At 40.2% G+C, this 21,612-nt stretch carries 19 protein-coding genes and 1 pseudogene; 7 read left to right on the top strand and 13 right to left on the bottom strand.

The window, feature by feature from the left end; all coding sequences use genetic code 11:
* Positions 1–126 precede the first annotated feature (126 nt).
* From ACT5E3_RS12455 to ACT5E3_RS12420, 8 genes are all read right to left on the bottom strand, one after another.
* Positions 127–933, bottom strand: coding sequence for a helix-turn-helix domain-containing protein (locus ACT5E3_RS12455; protein WP_444993862.1), 807 nt, complete (start codon positions 931–933; stop codon positions 127–129).
* Between the two features lie 329 nt (positions 934–1,262).
* The gene (locus ACT5E3_RS12450; RefSeq protein ID WP_444993861.1) at positions 1,263–1,580 is read right to left on the bottom strand and encodes a P-II family nitrogen regulator; all 318 of its coding nucleotides are present in this window, start codon (positions 1,578–1,580) and stop codon (positions 1,263–1,265) included.
* 110 nt (positions 1,581–1,690) lie between these two features.
* The gene (locus ACT5E3_RS12445; RefSeq protein WP_444993860.1) at positions 1,691–4,810 is read right to left on the bottom strand and encodes an efflux RND transporter permease subunit; all 3,120 of its coding nucleotides are present in this window, start codon (positions 4,808–4,810) and stop codon (positions 1,691–1,693) included.
* A gap of 90 nt (positions 4,811–4,900) precedes the next feature.
* Complete coding sequence (locus ACT5E3_RS12440) at positions 4,901–5,776, bottom strand: efflux RND transporter periplasmic adaptor subunit (protein ID WP_444993859.1); 876 nt, start codon at positions 5,774–5,776, stop codon at positions 4,901–4,903.
* 56 nt (positions 5,777–5,832) lie between these two features.
* On the bottom strand, positions 5,833–7,137 hold the full coding sequence (locus ACT5E3_RS12435; RefSeq protein ID WP_444993858.1) for a TolC family protein: 1,305 nt from the start codon (positions 7,135–7,137) through the stop codon (positions 5,833–5,835).
* A 121-nt stretch (positions 7,138–7,258) separates the two neighbouring features.
* Positions 7,259–7,612, bottom strand: a complete 354-nt coding sequence (locus ACT5E3_RS12430) for a hypothetical protein (RefSeq protein WP_444993857.1) — start codon at positions 7,610–7,612, stop codon at positions 7,259–7,261.
* Between the two features lie 42 nt (positions 7,613–7,654).
* Positions 7,655–8,314 (bottom strand): DsbA family oxidoreductase, encoded by a 660-nt coding sequence (locus ACT5E3_RS12425; RefSeq protein ID WP_444993856.1) that lies wholly within the window; start codon positions 8,312–8,314, stop codon positions 7,655–7,657.
* 64 nt (positions 8,315–8,378) lie between these two features.
* Positions 8,379–9,278, bottom strand: a complete 900-nt coding sequence (locus tag ACT5E3_RS12420; RefSeq protein WP_444993855.1) for a cation transporter — start codon at positions 9,276–9,278, stop codon at positions 8,379–8,381.
* Positions 9,279–9,355: 77 nt separating this feature from the next.
* Between ACT5E3_RS12420 and cadR the strand changes: the two genes are divergently transcribed.
* Positions 9,356–9,751 carry a Cd(II)/Pb(II)-responsive transcriptional regulator gene (gene cadR, locus ACT5E3_RS12415; protein WP_444993854.1) on the top strand — a complete coding sequence of 132 codons (396 nt, stop codon included), beginning with the start codon at positions 9,356–9,358 and terminating at the stop codon, positions 9,749–9,751.
* A 28-nt stretch (positions 9,752–9,779) separates the two neighbouring features.
* Here cadR and ACT5E3_RS12410 read toward each other — a convergent pair whose 3' ends face one another.
* The gene (locus ACT5E3_RS12410) at positions 9,780–11,693 is read right to left on the bottom strand and encodes a cytochrome c/FTR1 family iron permease (RefSeq protein WP_444993853.1); all 1,914 of its coding nucleotides are present in this window, start codon (positions 11,691–11,693) and stop codon (positions 9,780–9,782) included.
* Positions 11,694–12,023: 330 nt separating this feature from the next.
* The gene (locus ACT5E3_RS12405; protein WP_444993852.1) at positions 12,024–12,230 is read right to left on the bottom strand and encodes a helix-turn-helix domain-containing protein; all 207 of its coding nucleotides are present in this window, start codon (positions 12,228–12,230) and stop codon (positions 12,024–12,026) included.
* Positions 12,231–12,380: 150 nt separating this feature from the next.
* Here ACT5E3_RS12405 and ACT5E3_RS12400 point away from each other — a divergent pair, with 150 nt between their 5' ends.
* The 4 genes from ACT5E3_RS12400 to ACT5E3_RS12385 all read left to right on the top strand — a co-directional run bounded on the left by ACT5E3_RS12400 (position 12,381) and on the right by ACT5E3_RS12385 (position 18,624).
* On the top strand, positions 12,381–12,923 hold the full coding sequence (locus tag ACT5E3_RS12400) for a hypothetical protein (RefSeq protein WP_444993851.1): 543 nt from the start codon (positions 12,381–12,383) through the stop codon (positions 12,921–12,923).
* Between the two features lie 12 nt (positions 12,924–12,935).
* Positions 12,936–14,336 (top strand): DEAD/DEAH box helicase, encoded by a 1,401-nt coding sequence (locus ACT5E3_RS12395; protein ID WP_444993850.1) that lies wholly within the window; start codon positions 12,936–12,938, stop codon positions 14,334–14,336.
* Positions 14,337–14,671: 335 nt separating this feature from the next.
* Positions 14,672–15,523 carry a SprT-like domain-containing protein gene (locus ACT5E3_RS12390; RefSeq protein ID WP_444993849.1) on the top strand — a complete coding sequence of 284 codons (852 nt, stop codon included), beginning with the start codon at positions 14,672–14,674 and terminating at the stop codon, positions 15,521–15,523.
* Between the two features lie 38 nt (positions 15,524–15,561).
* Complete coding sequence (locus ACT5E3_RS12385) at positions 15,562–18,624, top strand: Tn3 family transposase (protein ID WP_444993848.1); 3,063 nt, start codon at positions 15,562–15,564, stop codon at positions 18,622–18,624.
* Positions 18,625–18,811: 187 nt separating this feature from the next.
* Here ACT5E3_RS12385 and ACT5E3_RS12380 read toward each other — a convergent pair whose 3' ends face one another.
* Positions 18,812–19,003: a hypothetical protein gene (locus ACT5E3_RS12380; RefSeq protein ID WP_444993847.1), complete on the bottom strand. Its 192-nt coding sequence runs from the start codon at positions 19,001–19,003 to the stop codon at positions 18,812–18,814.
* 321 nt (positions 19,004–19,324) lie between these two features.
* On the opposite strand from ACT5E3_RS12380, the gene ACT5E3_RS12375 reads away from it, so the two are divergent.
* Both ACT5E3_RS12375 and ACT5E3_RS12370 read left to right on the top strand, forming a co-directional pair.
* Positions 19,325–20,065, top strand: coding sequence for a Crp/Fnr family transcriptional regulator (locus ACT5E3_RS12375; RefSeq protein WP_444993846.1), 741 nt, complete (start codon positions 19,325–19,327; stop codon positions 20,063–20,065).
* A gap of 18 nt (positions 20,066–20,083) precedes the next feature.
* Positions 20,084–20,237: pseudogene (locus ACT5E3_RS12370) on the top strand (IS256 family transposase); the annotation flags it as partial.
* 118 nt (positions 20,238–20,355) lie between these two features.
* Here the strand turns inward: ACT5E3_RS12370 and ACT5E3_RS12365 are convergent.
* On the bottom strand, positions 20,356–21,183 hold the full coding sequence (locus ACT5E3_RS12365) for an OmpA family protein (protein WP_444993845.1): 828 nt from the start codon (positions 21,181–21,183) through the stop codon (positions 20,356–20,358).
* Positions 21,183–21,575 carry a DUF4398 domain-containing protein gene (locus tag ACT5E3_RS12360; protein WP_444993844.1) on the bottom strand — a complete coding sequence of 131 codons (393 nt, stop codon included), beginning with the start codon at positions 21,573–21,575 and terminating at the stop codon, positions 21,183–21,185. Before ACT5E3_RS12360 ends, ACT5E3_RS12365 begins: the two co-directional genes overlap by 1 nt.
* Positions 21,576–21,612: the final 37 nt, after the last annotated feature.

The following is a 21,612-nucleotide window of genomic DNA, read 5'->3' as shown; positions in this document are numbered from 1 at the left end:
AACTAACTCCGAGTAGTAAGATGCCATATTTGTAATATTGTCGAACATTTATCATTGTTACTAAACAGTCTATTCTTTACCTTAAGAACATTCTTGAATGAATCGGCTATCTTGATGACAATTAAATTACATTTCGCAAAATAATGAGTTCAACCTTGCATCTCGATTTAGTAATACCGAGGGAGGGATCCCAAACATTGTGCGAAAAGTTCTCGAAAAGTGCGCTGAATCGGAAAAGCCAGACGAGTGTGCAGCGTCAGTTAAATTTACACCTGTTAATGAGAGTTCCAAAACGCTACGTAGTCGCATCCATAAAATGTATCGACGAATAGGTAGTCCCATTTGTTCTTTAAAAAGATGTTGCATGCGGCTTTCTGAAAGATTAACTTTGCGGGCAAGATCTTGACCTCGAAAATTCGTTGAAGGAGACTCGTGCAAAACACTAAGTAATCGACTGATCCTTTGATCTAAATGGCGGTTTTCTTGAAAATACCCGCTAAACAAATGCAGAATATCGTGCTTGATTTTATTGGCGCCGATGCAGTTTAATTTTAAAGAAAGTGTTTGGCTAACATTCTGCTTAAACTCTTGAGGAATAATCGTATTAAGCAGAATGGGTTGTTTAGTATGCAAATCGGTGCCGTCCGAATGAAAGTCTAGAATTGTTCGATAGCAACTCGATTTTTTCTCTAGGTATAAGAGACAAACAGGGCCATCGTTGCAACGAATATTATGAGAAATATCTGAACCGATAATTGCCGCAGGAACTGTTTTCCATTCGTCGACTTCAGGCCATTTTATTTGAAGGCTTCCTTCTAATGCAATACAACATTGAACGGCGTGATGAGAATGCATGTGTGTCTCAAAACTTGTGCCAACGTATATTGCACTATCTCTCCAAATAGCAAATAAGTTTTCACCTTGTGTATTCATTGAAAGCTTTCCCGAAAATTAATTAATTTAATTTTGAATAAAAATACTTGTTCTTAGCTAATGAGAAACTACTTGTTTTTATCTCTAAAATGAAATAATATATCACTGCGAGATAAAGCATATGTAAACTTTAACTAGTACAAAAGAAATTGAAGTAATAAGTCTATTCATGTAAAAAATAAAGCCTGGCTTATAAACTACCGAGAGGCACCCATAGCCTCTTCACTAAGAAAGAAAAGACTAACTCTTCCGTATAAATTCCAGCATTGTTAATGCTATTTGTAGTGGCTGAAAGAAGTTAACCAATCCTATCTAGCCACTCACTAAATTTACTTAGGCTTTTCGATTGCTATTACTTGTTCGACGGGACTGACATAAATCCACCCCGATGTATTCACGCCAACATAGCCGTTTTTCTGTATTAAGCGAGTGACCTCTTCAACCTTCTCATCGTCACAAAAGAGCGTAATTTGCACTTCTGAAATTACGACACGCGCATCGGCAGAATAGGCAAGCTCTGATTCACTGATTGGTTTTAAAGTCCCTTTCACATCGAACAAAGCTACGTTCTTAAATCCAGCATCTTGCAACACATCTAAAACCTCTGTTGAACGACAATGGTGAATAAAGGCCTTAATTTGTTTCATTGTTTTCTCCTAAACATGATTGAATGTTTGCACTAAAATAAGTCTGAAAAAGTTCAGCAAAACAATCGTTAAATTAATTTGCTGAACAGATAATTATTTCAATACCCTCCTCACAAAGTTTGCTTATTCTTCGAGCTAGCCGCCATTCGATAGAGCCCAGGCAAAACTGCTAATGTGAGCAATGTTGAAGAGATAATGCCGCCGATAACTACTGTCGCTAATGGTCTTTGCACTTCGGCTCCAGTTCCAGTATTTAGCGCCATCGGTAAAAATCCAAGCGCCGCAACGAGCGCGACCATTAGTATTGGCCTGAGTCGTAGTAACGCGCCTTCTCTGATAGAAAGCTCAATTGATTTTCCACTAAGCAAACCACTTCGAAACGCTGAAACCATCATGACACCGGTAAGTACTGATACACCACAGAGCGTAATAAAACCAACGCCTGCAGTGATCGATAACGGAATGTCACGGATCCAGAGCGCAATAACTCCACCGGTCAGCGCGAGAGGAACGCCACTAAAAACTAACGCCGCATCTTTGGCAGATCCAAACGTCATCATTAGCAGTGCAAAAATCATCACTAGGGTGATAGGCACAAGTAAACTTAGTCGAGCCGATGCTGACTGTAACTGTTCAAACGTCCCTCCGTAATCCAACCAATACCCTGGCGGGAGCGAGAGACGATTTTGAAGTTGCTCTTGGACTTCTGTGACGAAACCGCCTAAATCTCGGCCGCGAACATTAACGCTGACTACCAGCCGTCGTTTTCCGTTTTCTCGCGAAATTTGGTTTGGTCCTGGTACGAGCTTTAAGGTCGCTACTTCTCTTAAAGGAACATAGCTGTCATTCGGTAACGGGATGGGGAGTCGGCCAAGTGCATTAATGTCATTTCTTTGAGATTCAACCAAACGCACAACGATCGCATAACGCCTGTCACCTTCAAAGACTAGTCCGGCTTCTTCTCCACCTGTTGCCGTAGCGATAATTTTTTGGACGTCATTGATGTTCAAACCATATCGATGTAATACTTTGCGATCAGTTTCTACTGATAAAATTGGTAGCCCGGAAACTTGTTCAACTTTTATATCTTCCGCGCCTGTGACTCCGGCAATGATTGAAGCTATTTCGTTTCCAGACTTGAGCAATTGCTCTAAATTATCGCCATAAACTTTGATGCCAAGATCAGAGCGGACACCAGAAATCAATTCATTAACTCGCATTTGGATCGGTTGGCTAATCTCGTAGGCATTTCCGGGTACCAGTTTCAGTTTATCTTGAATTTCTTTTAATAGTTGTGGCTTAGTTTTTTCAGGATCTGGCCACTGACTTCGCTCGGCAAGCATGACATAGCCATCAGAAATATTAGGCCCCATTGGATCTGCCGCAACCTCTGCAGTGCCTACTCGTGAAAAATAATTTTCTATTTCGGGCAACTCGGTAACGGCCTTTTCAATCTTAAATTGCATATCCAAAGATTGCGTTAAGCTTGTTCCAGGGATCCGAAGCGCTTGTACTGCAATATCGCCTTCGTCAAGATTCGGAATAAATTCTGTTCCCATACGAGTCGCCAAAAAGCCTGTTGCAATAACAAATAATGCTGCGATCACCAAAACACTAATCCGAAATCTCAACGCCCACTCAAGAAAAGGCGCATAAAGTGATTTCGCGTTTCTAACGATAAAGTTATCTTTCTCTTTAATATGTCCTCTAAGAAGTAAAGCGACCGCTGCAGGAACAAATGTGAGTGAAAGGATCAGCGCAGAAACTAGCGCCATAATGACTGCCATCGCCATCGGCGTAAACATCTTACCTTCAACACCTGTTAATGCTAAGATCGGTATATTCACCAAAATAACAACCAACACACTAATGAGGCTCGGTGTAAAAACTTCGCGTGTCGCTGTGAAAACGGTTTGGATCCTGTCATTGAGTGGAAGTATCTTTCCTAGATGATGCTGTCGCTCAGCGAGTCTCAATATACAGTTCTCAACAATGATTACCGCCCCATCGACTATCAAACCGAAATCTAATGCACCTAAGCTCATCAAATTGGCGCTGACTTTTGTTTCAACCATTCCAGTGATTAACATTAACATTGACAGTGGGATCACTAATGCAGTTAATAATGCTGCGCGAACATTGCCTAACATCACTAACAATACAACTACTACAAGCAATGCCCCTTCCATCAGGTTAGTTTGAACAGTTGAAATTGTTTTATCGACAAGAACAGTTCGGTTATAGACAGGCTCCGCAGTTACACCATCTGGCAATGTTTCATTGATACTTTCCAATTTATTTGAAACGCCTTCGGAAATCGTACGACTGTTGCCACCTAGTAACATCACTGCTGTACCTAAAACGGTTTCTTGGCCGTTTAACGTGGCCGCACCAGTTCTTAGCTCTTGCCCAAAATTGACGGAAGCAACATCTTTTATCAAAATTGGTACACCATTGTTACGAGCGACTATTATTTCCTTAATCGCGTCGATCCCGTCGACCTGACCTGGAGCTCGAATTAGGTATTGCTCACCGTTCTTCTCAATATATCCCGCTCCAACATTCGCGTTATTTTTTTCTAAAGCTTCAATGAGATCTTCAAACGATACTTGGTAAGAAAGGAGTCGTGCTGGGTCGGGCGTAATGTGAAACTGCTTTTCGAATCCACCAATGGTATTAATTTCCGTCACACCGGGCACTTGCCGCAATTGTGGACGAATAACCCAATCTTGTAGTGTGCGTAATGCAGTTGCGTCGTACGGCATTCCATTCGGTTGTCGAGCATCATTGTGAGCGCGAACCGCGTAATGAAATATTTCACCTAATCCTGTCGCTACGGGTCCCATAATAGGCTCAATGCCAACCGGCATTTCGCTTTTTGCTTGTTGGAGTCTTTCGTTTATTAGATTGCGCGCGAAATATATATCGGTTCCTTTTTCAAATACAACCGTGACTTGTGAAAGCGCATATCGAGAAATAGAGCGAGTGCTTTCCACTTTTGGCAACCCGGTTATCGCTAACTCAACTAAATAGGTAATTCGTTGCTCGACTTCAAGGGGAGAATAGCCTGGAGCTTCCGTGTTGATTTGAACTTGTACGTTTGTAATATCCGGTACAGCATCAATCGGTAATTTTTGGTAATTCCAAATACCCGCTGCTGATACCACTAAAACTAGAAATATAATCACCCATCGTCGAGCAATCGAGAATTGGATAAGACTGTCGATCATCGTGATATACCTTCGAATGTTGGTATGAAATAACTAAGTGAAATAAATCGACAAGCCATGATAAATTGACTCTTAAGTTGATTAGGATTGTTAATCATCATCTTCGATATCTCCTTTACCTAATTCGGATTTAAGTACAAAACTATTTTTGCTTACATAAGTCTCACCAGTATCTAGTCCACTAAGGACTTCTGATAATTCACTGTCGCTGCGCCCCAACTTAATATTTCTCGGTTCGAATAACGGACCTTCTTTAACAAAAACCACCGGAAGTTCATTAATAATTTGAATAGCTTCATTTTCAACCGTCAATGAAGCGACAGATTCGGAGAGTATGACTTCTGAATCGACGAAATGTCCGGGTTTCCATTTTCCGTCAGAATTGTCGACCAAAACTCGCGTCGTAATAGATTGGTTCGATGGGTCACCAAAAGGTGCGATAAAAATAATTGGTCCTTCGGTAAAACTTTCCGCGTCGGCACTTTTGATTCGAACACGCTGGTCGAGATGAATTTTTGAAAGGTCTTTGGGAAAGATGGATAAATCAACCCAAACCGTAGAAAAGTTTTCAACCTTAAGTAATAGATCGTCAGAAGTTTGCTCTCCAATATTGGCGTCACGGAAAGTGATGACACCGTCAAGCTCAGAATTAATCGGATAAATTTTAAGACTATCGTTGGCTTCAATCGAAATAAGTAATTCACCCTTTTTTACTGTGTCACCAAGTTTTTTCGAAACTTGACGTATCACTCCTTCAAAGCGTGCGACTATCTCTTGCTCATGATTGGTATTGGTAACGACCAATCCATAGGCAGGCAATGAATCACGTATTTTTGCTGCCTGAGCCTGAGAAAGTTCGATTCCCGAAAATTTAATTTGTTCTTCAGAAAGCGCTATTTTACCGTCTTCACGAATATCATCATTGTCTTCGTCATCATCAGCCAAGGCGGAATTTGCGAAAAGCACGACGACTAAACAACAATAAATAAAATAGTGAAACGGTAGGTTAATATTGTTTAACTTCATTTTTTTTGTCCTGAATTTTGGATCACGTTAGCGTGTTGCGAGGCAGACAGCGGCTCTGCTGTTAGTTGTTCAATTTCTGCGCCATATCGTAAGGCTGCTGATGCCGCTTCTATCAGCATTCTTTTCGCACCGAGCAATTCGTGCCGCGCTGAAACAGTTTCGAGGTAGCTATATCGACCAGTTTGATAAGCGCTCAATGTCTCCAGCATTGCTTGTTTGAGTGCCGGAATAATCGAATTCTGCAATTGTCTAGCGGTAACAATCGCCTGCTTTCTATTATGGAAAGCCCGGTATAATTGCTGATGCATATTCAATATTGCAATTTCTCTTTGAACGTAAGTTTCGTTTTGCTTTGCGATGGTGGAGTTGACAGCATGCTTATTTCTTGACGAAGAAAACAGAGGCATACTAAAACCGGCGACTAAGGCGGAATCATTCGTTTCTTGCAGCTGTCGGAAACCGATCGACCAGCTAATATCTGCATTGGATTCAGTTCTTGCTAATCGTAGTTCAGCTTGATTAAGTCGTTCTTTAGCCGCATAAACTTGGATGGCTGGATTTCTCTCAACCTTAGCAAAGAGAACATCAAAATCTATATCGGCACCAAAGCGAAATAAATCACCTTCAATTAAAGAGTGTGAGAATTTGGTTTCACCCCAAAGCGCCGCAAGCGCTATCTTTTGGTTATTTAATTGTTGGCTTTCAGATAAAAAGGCGAGTTGTGCCTGGGCACTTGATGCCTCAGCTCTTTTAACTTCAGCCTCAGGTGTTGCACCAGCTTTCGCTCTTTTTCTAACAATGTTCAAAGCTCCTTCTGCCAATACTGCCGCTTCCTTTGCAAGTAACAAGCGTTCGTTGGTAGCAAGCAAGTTAATATAATGACGGGTTACTGTTGCCATTAGTTCGAGCGATTCTGCTTCTCTCTCAGCACTAAGTAGAGACCGCTGAGTCGTGACAACATTCACTCGCGATTGTCGCTTATCACCCATTTCAATTACGGACGATAATGAAACAGTTAATTCCATACTCTCAAAGCTTGATAAATCTCCAGTACCGGCAAATTCCTCAGCTTCAACTTCGAGCTCATAGGCAGGTGTCAGATCTGCTACTTGAGATTGTGCCGCGAGAGAATCCTCACGAAACCTGAAAACTTTTAGTGATGGGTTATGTTCGATAGCGCGCTTGATAGCAGTATTAAGCGTCAGTGGTGTGTCTGCTGCGACTACAACGGTCGAAACCGATGAGTAAGCAACAAAACTAAGTACCACATACTTGATACACGAAAGCGACTTCTTAATCACGCAGTTATTCCGCGCAACATTAAAGTTTAACATTCAATTATTCCTGGTTTTGTATAAAAATGCTTTCAACTACGACGCGCGAATTAGCGGTCATAATGATGATTAGTAAAGAAAACTTTGACTAAAGGGTTGGAGGACGATATAGAGAAGAAATGGGGGAACTAGACAGAAAATAACTATAGATGGGGCTTGTTTGGTGAAATAGCTTTGCGAATGAAATGGTCAGGCCATTGGTGATAAATAAATGGCAATAACAATCCTGTTGACATTCAAATAGTGCTTCAGGATCTTCGGTTAAATCTGAATTTATTTTGATGCTTTGCTTTTCAACCGAGATTGAATAGGTATCTAGTGATTCATTATAAGAATATGCTTGCTCGGTTTTATCCAACAACTCGACTTCTACCGACTCGCTTAATGACTGTAGCGCGATAAAAGCAATAAGCAAATAGGAAAAGCAACGGTGAAACAACATGCAGTTAACACCCCTCCTTTGCATTATGTAATTCCCAACGCTTTAACACCAACTCGCGTCTCCTACATGGTGGTGTAATCTCTCATCTATATTAGCTTTCAAGATTCGGTAACCAACATTGCCATAAAGCGTCTGACGTCCACTATTCATATTAAACGATGGACTACCTTTAATTCCTTGTTTTTTGGCTATTTGGTAATCACTCATTAAAGACGCCATTGCCGAACCATCACCGATGCAATTATCTATTTTCTCGATGTCTAAAGCACACGCTTCTACAATTTCATAGAGTACGCTAAACTGGCTTATGTCTTTCGCATCAATGAAAAATGCATTGCGAATTTTAAAGGCTAATTCAGCACAATTAGTGCCTTCGACAACTATCTCTGCAGCTTTTAATACCAAGTGAGCATTAGCAGAGGTCATTGGGCGTACATCATTCCATATTTTGGTGCTGACCGGTGCGTTTTTATAAGGCGCTGCAGATTCACGAATATGTTGAGCAAAACCTCGATAACCGCCTCGCTCTCGCCACTGAGTTTGAATTTTATTCTTCGTATCCCCAAAAACATCGATATAGTGGTATTGCAACTCAATCTTTGAATCAAAATCATTGGTAAGCTCATCTATTCTTCGTTGAGTTATCCATGCCCAAACGCATAGAATGTCACTAAAATATTCAACGACCAGAGGATTGCTCATTTTAACGTCCGATATCTATTATGTCGTAAACTTTACGCATTAACTTACTCATGATTATTATCACCTAGGATCTTATTTGTAAGATCCGTCGCGCGCCCATTAATACAATCAACCCAATAATAAGACCAATGATTAGGTCGGGGTAACGAGAGCCGGTCCACGCAACTAAAGCACCGGCTGCGATTACACCGAGGTTCGCAATGACATCATTCGCAGAAAAAATCCAACTGGCTTTCATGTGAGCACCGGAATCTTTTTTCTTGGCGATCAAAAACAAACAAGCGGTATTTGCAATTAATGCGACTGATCCAAAAATCATCATTAATTCAGAAACGGGTTCGCTTCCATAAATGAATCGTCGAACAACTTCACTGAGAGCGCCTAGCGCAAGAATAACTTGTAACCATCCTGACAAATGCGCCGCCCGAAGCTTCATTCGGATGCTACGACCGACAGCATATAGTGCCAGACCATAGACCGCCGCATCGGCAAACATGTCCAGCGAATCAGCAATTAGTCCAGTTGATTGTGCGTACCAACCAATTGACAACTCTGTAAAAAACATCACTGCATTAATCGCCAGCAACCACTTAAGCGTTATTGACTCTTGCGATTGGGCATGTTGGTCAGTTGCGTGTGCATTATTGATCTCTTTACTACAGCTCGATTTCGTTGATTCTAATTTTGCGCCAAAACCCAGCGCTTCTAACTTTGTTTTGACTTCATCAAGATTATCACTATGAAAAACTTTAACTTCTCGTTCAGGTATATCGAATAAAAGACCAACACTTGGCTCTATTCCTTCAAGCGCCAATCGGATCATTCGCTCTTCAGAAGGACAGTCCATTTTAGGGACCTTGAAAATACTGGTAAAAGGTCGATTGAATTGGCTCAAGTCGTTTGTCTGAACAATCGATTCGCTCGGACTATTATTTTGACAATCGCCACTGCATGTATCAGTCATACTAAGCTCTTGAATACTCGTTTACGACAGTATAAACTCTATAGCTACTATAGAGTCAATAGTTAAGGTTATTTAATATGAAAATTGGCGAACTCGCTAGTCGATCTGGCTGTTCTGTCCAGACAATTCGTTATTATGAGAAAAAATCGTTGCTACCCGCTCCAAGTCGCAGCGAAGGTAATTTTCGTTTGTATGATCGGTCCATCTTTGACCAGTTAATGTTCATCAAACGATGTCGAAGTCTGGATCTCACGTTAGAGGAGATCCGAGAACTTATTGATTTTAAGGCATCACCGGAAATGCTTTGTGATAATATCAATGCTATTGTTGAAGAACATTTAAGCCATGTAGAAGCACGCATTCATGAACTTAAATGCCTACAGAAACAACTTTTAAGCTTACGACAAACTTGTTCAGAGCACCGAAAAGTTGAACAGTGCGGTATCTTACAAGAGCTATCACAGCGTAACTAAACCGTTAAATTCTTAAGTTCTCCAATATTTAAGCCGTTGCTTTTTTTAGCCGAATAATGCGGATGACCAAAGTCATCGAGAGAATCAAAATTAAAGACTGAGCAAGTATCCCTTCCCAAGTAGAATGTATTCCTAACCACTCAAAAGTAATATCGATCGGTAAAGGTGAGTGCATGATAAATGCCGCTTCTTGAAGAGCTGCTACAGCTTTGCCCATCAGAACAAATGAAAGCGCGAGCATCAAATAGGTGGTAAATGAGAAAAATTGACCAAGTGGCATCTTTACAGAAAAACGGACCATTACCCATGCAATTCCTAACAATAATGCCGCACCAAAGAGGAACCCTCCGCCAATTGACACGTATTGTTCCGGGTGCGATTGTGCGAGTAAGGACTGATAGAAAAGTACCGTTTCAAAAACTTCTCGATAAACCGCGATAAACGTCAAGCTGGCGATTCCCCACAATGTCCCTTGCGATAAATGATGTTTTACATGTTGGTTAATATAGGCCTGCCATTGCTCGGCCTGGGTTTTACTGTGCATCCAAAAACCAACATAGAAAAGAACGATTGCAGCTAGTAAAGCAGCAAATCCTTCCATTATTTCACGGTTAGCTCCACTGATGTTTACCACGTACTGTGCGAGCCACCAAGTTGCACCGCCTGCAAGTAAAGCTGTCAGCCAACCCAAATGAACGAAACGGATTGCATCGTTACGATCCGTACGAATTAACACTGTCAATAGTGCGAGAACGACTAATAGAGCTTCTAGCCCTTCCCTTATCAAAATAACCAAACTTGCAGAAAATAATGTTGAATTCGATAACGCATCCGCAGAAAGTAAGCGCTCTGCCTGGTCGAGCTTATTCAATGTATTTTGTAACTTTGTCGAGAATGCGAGCGAGTTTTTACTATCGGTCACTGCTTGTCGTAATTTCAACATGTCGGCCTCGATAGCCCGACGAAGATCGGTATCGCGCGCGTCCAATGTATTTTCTATCATTTCAAAACCATCTAGATAGGCAGCAATGGTGAGTGATTTCGCTAGTTCCAGTTCGTTGTTTTGATGTGCGATTAGCGCCTCGTTTAAACGCTGCCTAGCAATGTCGATCGGTGAGTTAGAATTATCAAAAAAGACTTGGGGGTTTGAGCGTAACCATCCGATATGTTTAACACGCTTGTTCGGAAATTGACTTGCCAGATTATTGGGTGTCTGACTAACAAAACTTTTGAGCGAAAGTTCTTGGTGTGAAACTTTTTCCTGCTCTTCACTTTTAAATGCTAAACCGCCAACAAAAAATGTAAGAGACCAGCGTTGTTGCTCGTTGAGCTGCCCAAAAGAAGACATTGCGGTGCCTTCTATTCCTTGAGAAATAGCATCATACATACCCATCAAAGAACGATTCACCGCTCTCTCATGATCCGTAAAATCGGTGGGGACAGGCGCAAACTGAGTGGCAACGATGCCATCACCCTGCCCTGTCAGGCCGTGACAGGAGGCACACTGTCGTTGAAATAGGTGTGTAGTCTCTGCTGGCGATAGTAATTGACTTGGCAAAGATAATTCAGGCGATAGTTTCAATAATATCGTTATCAGTTGGGTCGTGAGCTGCCTAACCTCCTGGGTTGGCCGCTTGGCATTTATTGCTTTTTCAAGTGAATTGGCTAGTTGGTTAAAATTTGAAGTTTCTTCATTCAATAATTGCTGATTTTGATTAAGAAGCAAGTTGCTAAACTGTTGCATTTCTAGAAATTCATCAGCATTGATGATTTCACCATTTGCTACCGCTTCTGGGTAATCAACGCCTATGTATTCTACCAATTGCAGTAATTGGCGTGATCCAAACTCATTCTCATCACTCTTTACATTTGAAATTAAGAGAAACAATAAATATAACAACCATTTTAGTGGCGATTTTAGAAGTATTTTATCAATGAACATTGTGAAATTCGTATGGTTTAGACTAGTGCTAACTCGATTAATGATAATTATTTGCATTCTAATCCCTATAGTCGGTATAGAGTCAAATAAAGCTTTAAGGAAATTTTTTGTACACAAAGAAGAAGCACTCAGGATCATAAACTCTCCCCCTGAAGTTAGAAGTATCGTAGTTAAAGCAGAGTCAGGACAACCAATACATATGGATTTTAAAATAAGTTGGGCATGGAAAGTTCCACAGCATTATTTCTAACAGTGGATAATTGGCGAATTTTCATCTCACATGATAATTACAAACAATTGGTTTATTTAGGGATTTTAAGGCTTGGTTACTTAAGGGAGAAGTTCTCGAATGTCACAATCGAGTATTTCTGCCAAAGAGTAGGCTTTCTCTAAGGTAATGTTCACTTCTCCTCGCTCTATGCGACCGGCATAACTGCGATCCATGTTTGCTAAAAGAGCTAGTTTGTCTTGGGATATTCCTAGGGACTTTCTTCGGGCTCTTATATTTTTACCAAACTTGAATGCAATATCTTTCATTTCTTGTCCTTACTTAAAGACAAGAACTATCTAAAGTTGCGGCTTATAAAGCCACGGACTATAATCCGTATTTTCGGTATATAGTAACTAGAATTCGTATAAAATGATTATTAAGAAAATTTCAGTACATATCCATATGGATTTTAAGTAATGTCGGACGTTCGGATCACAATTGACAAGTATTTGTACGAGGTTTTAAAAGAACGCGCACAGCAGTCATTTACCGTGGTACAGATGCGAGATAGCTATTTGACAAAACTACCCACAGCGATTTCTCCAGATGATGCACGTAAAGCTATCTATCGTCAGTTATTGAGACTTGTTAAAGCAGGCGTTTTGACGAAACATCCAAAAAGTAATCCTCAGCAGTCGACTTACCGAGTAGTGAACAACTTTGTTCGAATGGATTTTAAGTTCACGATACCTTCTCACCAACGTGTTTATAATGATAAAAACACAACAAAAACAAAAAGAAGATCACCGCCCAGCCGGTTTGAGGAACAATTGAGACAATATCAAGTTGATCTACTCTCAAGTATTGCAGAGTCAGAAGAATACAAACGGCTTTATACAGTAAATCCTGAATTAAAAGCGTTGTTAGAAGCTCAATATCACCAGGCTCGAGATAAAAGTTCAAAACTGCTAGGGCAAATTAAAGCTATTAAAACAGTTATTTCTCACCTCTCAAAATAATAATTAGAAAATATGAAATTACGACACTGGCAGTCTGAGTGTGCATCACAAGCTCTGGATCACTATCATACAATAAACCAACATTTCTTTTGCTTAGCCACTCCAGGTGCAGGCAAATCGATTATGGCAGCCGAGGTCGCTGAGCGTTTATTAAAAAACGATGAAATCGATTTTATACTGTGTTTTTCACCATCAAAAACCGTGAGTCAATCGCTTCAATCCACATTCAGTAGTTATTTGGATAGGCAGTTCGACGGCTTGATGGGATCGGTGGGTCGTTCATTAACCTATCAAAATATGGCATTTCTAGATAACGCTTTTTGGCAACTACTATCGAGTCATCGTGTATTTGTCATATTTGATGAAGTTCACCACTGTGCAGGCCATACGCTAGACGACGCAAACTCATGGGGAGCAGAAATACTTTCCAAAATTCGTGACTTCGCTGCTTTTACTTTATCGCTATCTGGAACGCCCTGGCGTTCAAATCAAACACCTATCGTTTTAGGGCGTTATATCGAGCCTGATTTCACCCTGGAATGTGACTACGTATACGGCGTTAGACAAGCCATTGTGGACAATGTTTGTCGTCAACCAACACTAGTGCTCATGGACAACAGTGAGATACAGATAACAGACTCTAACGCTCAGACATCAGTGTACCGGAGCTTACAAGCTGTTATCGACGAAACCGAGTGCAATTATCAATCTATCTTGCATAATCAGTCTGCGTTGGATCAGATTTTAACTCGTGCAAATCAAACGCTGAACCGAATACGTCGAACGAATCACAATGCGGCCGGATTAATAGTCGCTTCTTCGATTGCCCATGCGGAATTAATTCAACAGCAGATGTCTATGTTAGGTGAACCTGCCGTGTTGGTGACATATCAGAATCCTGACGCTGCTCAAATCATAGAAGCTTTTAAAGTTAACCGTTTCAAGTGGATAATTAGCATTGGCATGATTAGTGAGGGCACTGACATTCCACGCCTTCAAGTGTGTTGCCACTTAAGCAAAGTTAAAACTGAACTCTATTTCCGGCAAGTACTCGGCCGAATCTTACGTCGAAGTGAATGCAAAAACCAAGAGGCATGGCTGTATACTTTTGCGGAGTCGAATTTAGTTGAGTTTGCCCATCGCTTAGAACAAGAGATCCCTGAGCCGAACATCATTTTAAAAGAACAATTGCAGCTCTCCCTAGAAAGTGAACATTTTGAGCAACCTACGCAAGGTCAACTACTCACCTCCTCCCTAGACTTGCCTAACTCCCCTCAAGATATAGAACTGACAGATACAGGTTTAGAAACGACGCTGGAACTCGCCTCTTTCCAATTTCAGACTGAACCACAATTAGATTTTACTGGCGATTTTAGAGAAAGAGTTGTTGAAGCCTATAATTCACCTTTTTAAAGCTTACGTGTTTACCTGTCTTAGATAACACCGCCAAATCGTGGCACCCCAATCATACAATAAAACAAAAAATGATGAGTAAAAGTGTATGCGTAACTTGGACGTTGATAAGTTACTTGTTTGGTTAATTGTATGAAAATAATGATAGATACTGACAACGGACTTTAAGAAGAAACAATTTTGGTATATTGTATGGCTAATCAAAAAGAACCAAACAAACTTAACAAATTACATTAACAAAACACTATATCTTGTTGTTTATGAATGAGTTATCGGGATTTTCTTGAATTGATTTTTGGATTGTACAATCCAAAATTTGCAAATCGGATAGTGGGATGAAGAAAACACAAACGCCGACTTTAGATTCTTATGAGGCCATTTTACAGGCGTATGAATTCTTCAATCAAGCGCTATTTTCAGGTCAACTACCTAAGGTCATCATTACTTATCACCGTCAACGCCGAGTGATGGGATATGCTTCAATCGCTCGCTGGGTTAACGCTAAGCGAGAGTTTGTCGACGAATTGGCGGTCAATCCAGAGTACTTCGCTCAATACCCATTAATCGAAATCTGCCAGACCTTATGTCACGAAATGGTTCACATTTGGCAAGCACATTTTGGCAAGCCTGGACGGCGCGGATATCATAATACTGAATGGGCCAGAAAAATGAAAAGTATCGGCCTGATGCCCTCTTCTACCAGCAAGCCTGGCGGAAATGAAACGGGCGAAAATATGATGGACTACATATTCATTGATGGTCTATTTCTTAAAGCGTGTCAAAAATTGATTAAAAAAGAATTCAAGATTCCCTGGGTAGATCGTTATCCAACTTATAGACAAGAAGTACCAATATTAGCTTTCTCATCCAAAAACGAGCCAATCGAACTAGATAAATATTGTAAGCCAAAGAAGCAGCTAGTAGCAGCAGAGTTAGTCCATCGTTCAGACAAAGAATTAGTAAGCTTTAGTTTTAATGACGCAATATCTGCCGACGAGATTGGCAGTGACATTCAGAGTGACATTGAACAGAATTCAGAATTTCAATCTACTTTTACAACGAAACCAGCTCAAAAGTCAGGCCGCATAAAATATTGTTGTAAATCCTGTCAAATATTGGTGTGGGGTAAGCGGAATTTAAGGATAAGTTGTCTCGATTGTAATTTGCCACTACAGGAAGTAACATGAACAAAAAATAACCAACAACTCCAAAGGAAGGAAAGATTATGGCCCGAAAACCGTTTCTTAGTCAGCAATCACATGACACCCCACCGAAATTTAATTCCCCTCAACGCCAACGCTACCTATACATTGACGCATCATTTGAAGAACAAGTACTGTCAAAAGTAAGGGGGACAACCAATAAAGTTTTTTGCGCATTAGCCTATTCTTATTTTAAAGTCACCTATCAGTTTTTTGATAAAGCTGAAGCAAGGGATTTAAAATATTTAGCTCGCCGATTCGATTTTCAGAAGACACTAGATTGGCAGGAATACCACCGCGACACGCGAAACAACCATAGAGCACTTATTCTTGAATTTCTAGGTTTCAAACCCTTTAACACTTCTGATTCAATCGCGAAAGCTACCTTAATCGTAAATCGATATGCCAGAGTCAAAAAGAATTTTAGGGATTGCTTTTGTCACCTTGCATCGGAACTCAGACGAGAAAAAATCGAAATACCATCATACAATTTGTTAAAATCGCTCATTGATAAATGTTACAAAAATCATAAGGAGAAACTTTTATCAATCGTAGAAAGAGAGCTTACATCCTACGACAAGGCCATTCTTGATCAACTTTTTGACAATAAGCTTCCTGATGATTCACAGGCGATTCGATATCGTTTAACTTTATTAAAAAAATTCTCTCAATCGCTCAAGCCAAATAAAATCGCTAAAAATATTGCCGCATTTGATGTACTTTATGACTTATTTTTAATCTCGGCACCAATTGTTGAAAAACTCGATCTGAATGGTGAAGGTATTCGGCACTATGCGACATCCGTCAACAAGAAACAGATTTTTCAGATACAACGAAAGAAAGATCCTAATCGCCACTTACACTTGATCACCTTTGTCGTTCACCAGTTCTATCGACTGCACGATATTTTGGTGGATACTCTCAATGCTTCAGTGACTTCGGCGTATAACGTTGCCGAACGACAAGCCAAAGAACACTACTACAAAATAAGAAACGAACAGTCGAAAAAAACTAAAACATTACTTGAGCAATCAGGCGATATGTTTTCTGCGATTGAAAAAGCTAAAAATGTATTGGCGGATGAAAGTTTGGACGACGCAATTAAAGTTGCCAGAGCATTAAAACTCTTAACTCCAAAGAGTCTGGATAGCGAACAAGTCAAGAACTCGATGGAAGATGTTAAAAGTGATTTGGATCGCTTAAGTGGCGAAGCACTTTTGTACTACTACTTGGAAGATGGTTCACTAAAATTGCAGCGCAGATGTAACGACATCGTCAAACGACTTAAGTTTAGCGAGCAGTCGGTTAATAAACCACTGCTGTCGGCTATTGATAGATTCAAGAAATATCAAGGAAAAGTTGATCATCGCTACCCTATCCGTTTTTTATCAAAAGAAGAAAGAAAATATGTCGATACAAATGATGAGTTTAAATCAAAACTTTATAAGGTCGCATTGTTTAAACATATTAGCGACTCTCTAAAAGGTGACTCACTATTTCTCGAGCATTCTTACCGGTATCGCTGTCTCGATGAATATCTAATTTCACTTAATATATGGGAGAAAAATAAACACGCATTATTAGAACAAGCAGGAATGCTCAAATACCTTGATTTTAAAGCGCTCACTAAAGAGTTAGGGTTAGAACTCCATCAACAATACCAAGAAACCAATGAGCATATATTAGAAAACTTGAACGAATATGTAAAAACCAAAGGATTTGGCGAATATCGACTAACATCTCAAAGAAACACTTATCAGGAAGAGTCACTTTTAGAGTCTGTTGATATTGAATTATTTCCAAAAAATTCTTATGTAACTATTTCCGAGGTGCTAAATACGGTACATCAAGCAACGGGATTTTTAGACGAGTTTCAGCATCATAACGATGAATACTTAAAAGACAGACCCGATGACAATGTTTTTATTGCTGCTACCGTAGGCTTAGGCTTACATTTTAGTCCTGAACAATTCACTAAACTGTCTCGTTCAGTAAACAACTCTGCGTTAGTAACGACCATCAATAACTACATGTCGGTTGAAAACTCACGATTAGCAAGCGATAAAATCCTTGAGTATGTAGAATCCATGCCACTTGCCGGAATTTACGTTGGTGATTTTGGCCTACAAACATCAAGTGACGGTCAGAAATGGACGGTTTCAAAGGATTCCTTTAATTCTAACTATTCATTTAAATACGGTGGTAAAGATCCGGTACTGGCAGCCTATAACTTTATCGATACACGACATCTTTTTTATCACTCTAATGTAATTAGCGGTGCTGAGCGAGAAGCCCACTATATGATTGATGGTGTAATGAAAAATGATGTTATTAAATCCGATATGCATTCGACGGACACACATGGCTATACAGAAATGGTTTTTGGAATCTCTCATCTATTAGACATTTCTTTCGCGCCTCGAATTAAGAATATTCACAAGCAACAGATTTATTCTTTAAAAGGGAAAAAAGCATACACTTCGAAGAATTACCCTATCCTACCGAGGAAGCAAATTCGGTTGGACCGTATCGAGCCTTATTGGGACGACATTCTTAGACTGTGTGCTTCGATCAAATTGGGTGAGGCAACAGCATCTCAAATTTTTAAACGACTAAACTCCTACTCTATTAACAACAATCCGCTTTATAGCGCGATTAAAGAGTTCGGCCGCATTCCTAAGTCTCATTACATATTACGTTATATAGATGATCCTGAGTTACGAAGCGCAGTACACAAACAACTTAACAAGGGGGAAAGTGGAAATAAATTGGACCGAGCACTTGCAATAGGACGCTCAGAATATGCACAAGTTGAAAAAGAAGATCAGGAAGCTGTAGAAAGTTGTAAAAGGGTCATTAAAAACGCGATTGTTTGTTGGAACTATATGTACCTAACACAGAAAGTAATGAATGCTGGGTCAAAAGCCGAAAAAGAAGCATTAATCAACAAAATAAAATTATCTTCACCAGTTACTTGGGAACATATATTGCTTCATGGAGTATTTGATTTTTCCGAGAGTAAATTGCGCGACTCCAGATCATTCGATTTTAAAAAAATGCATGACCCTAAGATTTTAAAAACATAGGTACTTTGAGCACAGTTCTAATGTTAAAGGAAGGATAGCGCACAAAGTAAAAGAAAAATAATTAGACTGGTTACACTTTTTTGTTTTATACCGCGAAAACCGTAATATTTTCAAGAAACAAAATTAGTGTAACCTTTTGATTTATAATGATAATATTGACTCGCCATTCGAGAATATCCGTTTTTGTTTAGAAATACCCTATCAGCGAAATAAAACCACTAAGAGGGAAATAAACATGTTTAATAGGTTGAGTTGATTTACACAAGACAGTACCAAAATCCAGAGCGACTGGCTCACAATGCTTTATAATCCGCTTGTGCTCCTTGCGTGGTAAGCTTTCGAGCAAGCTGTTACCTTGTAAAAGCTTTGTAATTTCCATTGGATTGTCCTTTAGTTCTAAGCACGTCAGTTGTGACACATTAATACGCTAGTATGATCATTGCCCACAAGACTGTCTGTTCGCTATAGCGCATACTTTTCGTCGTGATTAGCTACGGTGGCCTAACACAATGCACTCATACCAATGGTACCAGAGAGTTTCTACCTAATAGGTTTGTGTTTAGTTTTTTAGTCCGTACGGTATCGTACATACAGCACTGGGCTCTTTTGTGTTACTCTATTTCCAATTTCGATACAGCCCTCTCTTATGCTCTTTTATTTATTAACTAGTTAAACAGTCTTTCCTATCAAGGAGGTAGACATGCTTAATATACCTAATCCACAACAGAATTACCTTTTGAATGCATTACCTGTGGCCGTTCAACAGCGTCTATTCCCTCACCTGAAACTGGTGCCCTTTCCACTTGGCAAAGTATTGTATGAATCTGGAGACAAGTTAAGTAATGTTTATTTTCCGATTGATTCCATCGTATCCTTGCTTTATGTATTGGAAAATGGTGCTTCAGCAGAAATTTCTGTCGTTGGCAATGAGGGCTTAATTGGTGTTGCCTTGTTTATGGGAGGCGAAAGTACCCCAAGTAGGGCTATAGTTCAGAGCGCCGGTAATGCTTATCAATTAGCAGGACATAGAATCATTGATGAGTTCAATCGTCACGGTGAGATGCTACAACTTATGTTGCGCTACACTCAATCGTTGATTACGCAAATGGCACAGACAGCTGTGTGTAATCGGCACCATTCCATCGATCAACAATTATGTCGATGGTTGTTGTTATCGCTTGATCGCCTCACAGACAACCAATTAACCATGACTCAGGAGTTAATTGCGAATATGCTCGGCGTACGTCGTGAAGGCGTAACTGAGGCCGCAGGGAAACTACAAAAGCACGGAGTGATCAAATACTATCGCGGACATATTACAGTACTGGATCGACCTAAACTCGAAAAACTATGTTGTGAATGTTACGCCGTAGTCAAGAAAGAAACCGATCGTCTGTTGCCTTGGCACCCTTCGAATAAAGAAAATAAACTAGCTGGCTAATTAAAGTGAACTACTGACTCCCTCAAAACGCTTTTTGAATATCCTAGAGATATTCGAAAAGCAATTAAGAAGCACAAATTATTTCCGCATGACGATTCTGTTAAAAGGTCGTTTACTTTTATTAGCGATACAAGATATTTCTAAAAAGTGAACAATGCCAATGAGAAATTGAAAATCGGCCTCAAATCGATTTATGATTCAATTTGAAGACCGCTTAAAAGGTTATGTTTAACCTAGGGCAGTTACATAGAATTTGTTACGGGGTCGTTTTTTTGGATTTATTTTAGGGGCTATTTCTCCCCCTCTTTAATCTTATCAACAAAAACAATTTCTACCCGTCGATTTTGTTGGCGTCCAATTGCTGTATTATTGTCAGCAATTGGTATACTTGCCCCCATACCTGCAGTATCAAGGCGATTTGAATTAACACTTTGGTTAACCAGATAATCTTTTACAGCCTCTGCTCGTTTTTGTGATAGCAAGATATTCGATTGGCTGAAACCGACATTGTCTGTATGACCTTCAATGAGAATAGCCCATTCCCTGCTATCTTTTAAGAATCTAGCCAATTTACTGAGGTAACCAGACACATTGTCGCGGAGTTTAGCCTTACCCGTAGCGAACTGTAAATCTCCCAAAGTCATTACCATACCACGCTCAGTGGGGTTGGCATTGAGATCTGCAATCTGGCGTTGTAAATCTGCCATTTTTTGTTCCGCCTCAGCAGCTTTTGCTTTAGCTGTTTCAACTTCAAAAGAACGAGATTCAAGGCGCACATTATGACGACGTTTGCTCAGTTCAATTCGTTGATCTTCTAACAAACGACTTTGAGCACGCGCCTCAGCAATTTGTATTTTACGTTCAGCAATCAGTATTAAATGCTCGCTCAAAGATTGATCTTTTTGTGGCTCTTCGGCTTTCTTAACAGCAGCTTCAGCATCTTTAATTGCAACTGCTGCTCGACTGGCAAGCTGAGGATCTGACTGCAACTGAATCAGTTGGTCACGCAGCAGCTTTGAACCTTGCGGACGAGTGGAAGTATTGCTACACGAGGCTAACATCGCTGTAACCATGATGCAGGCAAATCTTTTTTTAATGGAGAAGAAGCGATTGTTCATTAATTTATTCCTCTATTACGTTGCATTTCCTGCTGCATGATTGCTATACCTTTTTCAATTTCGTTATTAATTTCCCGAGCTTTAGTAACAGCCGACCTGGCAACAGCCAAATCTGCTTCTACCCGAGACTGTTCAGCAAGTTGTCCCGCAATAATCATTTTATTCTGGCGTATAGCGGAGCGAGCTTCTACTAGTTTGTCACGTGCAGCCCTCAGCTCCGGTGAAGAATAATTAGCTACTCGGGCTTGCTCAGCTTGGCGGATCGCTTGTTCAGCTGATTGAATTTTTTGGTTGGGTGGTTTTAAAGATTGGCAAGATGGAAGTGTCAATGTCACAATTAACACCATGCCTACACTTGCACCAAGAGAATGTTGAAGTGATCGCTGTTTCATGATGATATTCCTCGTTATAATATCAGCCTTGCTAAGA

Source organism: Aliikangiella litoralis, assembly GCF_052495765.1.
The sequence above is the reverse complement of the archived record's forward strand: the minus strand, read 5'-3'. Positions and strand labels throughout refer to the sequence as shown.

Bases quoted from the DNA above. Each gene is read 5' to 3' on its own strand.
- ACT5E3_RS12455 (WP_444993862.1), bottom strand. From the start codon at position 933: ATGAATACACAAGGTGAAAACTTATTTGCTATTTGGAGAGATAGTGCA.
- ACT5E3_RS12450 (WP_444993861.1), bottom strand. From the start codon at position 1,580: ATGAAACAAATTAAGGCCTTTATTCACCATTGTCGTTCAACAGAGGTT.
- ACT5E3_RS12445 (WP_444993860.1), bottom strand. From the start codon at position 4,810: ATGATCGACAGTCTTATCCAATTCTCGATTGCTCGACGATGGGTGATT.
- ACT5E3_RS12430 (WP_444993857.1), bottom strand. From the start codon at position 7,612: ATGTTGTTTCACCGTTGCTTTTCCTATTTGCTTATTGCTTTTATCGCG.
- ACT5E3_RS12425 (WP_444993856.1), bottom strand. From the start codon at position 8,314: ATGAGCAATCCTCTGGTCGTTGAATATTTTAGTGACATTCTATGCGTT.
- ACT5E3_RS12420 (WP_444993855.1), bottom strand. From the start codon at position 9,278: ATGACTGATACATGCAGTGGCGATTGTCAAAATAATAGTCCGAGCGAA.
- cadR (WP_444993854.1), top strand. From the start codon at position 9,356: ATGAAAATTGGCGAACTCGCTAGTCGATCTGGCTGTTCTGTCCAGACA.
- ACT5E3_RS12410 (WP_444993853.1), bottom strand. From the start codon at position 11,693: ATGTTCATTGATAAAATACTTCTAAAATCGCCACTAAAATGGTTGTTA.
- ACT5E3_RS12405 (WP_444993852.1), bottom strand. From the start codon at position 12,230: ATGAAAGATATTGCATTCAAGTTTGGTAAAAATATAAGAGCCCGAAGA.
- ACT5E3_RS12400 (WP_444993851.1), top strand. From the start codon at position 12,381: ATGTCGGACGTTCGGATCACAATTGACAAGTATTTGTACGAGGTTTTA.
- ACT5E3_RS12395 (WP_444993850.1), top strand. From the start codon at position 12,936: ATGAAATTACGACACTGGCAGTCTGAGTGTGCATCACAAGCTCTGGAT.
- ACT5E3_RS12390 (WP_444993849.1), top strand. From the start codon at position 14,672: ATGAAGAAAACACAAACGCCGACTTTAGATTCTTATGAGGCCATTTTA.
- ACT5E3_RS12385 (WP_444993848.1), top strand. From the start codon at position 15,562: ATGGCCCGAAAACCGTTTCTTAGTCAGCAATCACATGACACCCCACCG.
- ACT5E3_RS12380 (WP_444993847.1), bottom strand. From the start codon at position 19,003: ATGGAAATTACAAAGCTTTTACAAGGTAACAGCTTGCTCGAAAGCTTA.
- ACT5E3_RS12375 (WP_444993846.1), top strand. From the start codon at position 19,325: ATGCTTAATATACCTAATCCACAACAGAATTACCTTTTGAATGCATTA.
- ACT5E3_RS12365 (WP_444993845.1), bottom strand. From the start codon at position 21,183: ATGAACAATCGCTTCTTCTCCATTAAAAAAAGATTTGCCTGCATCATG.
- ACT5E3_RS12360 (WP_444993844.1), bottom strand. From the start codon at position 21,575: ATGAAACAGCGATCACTTCAACATTCTCTTGGTGCAAGTGTAGGCATG.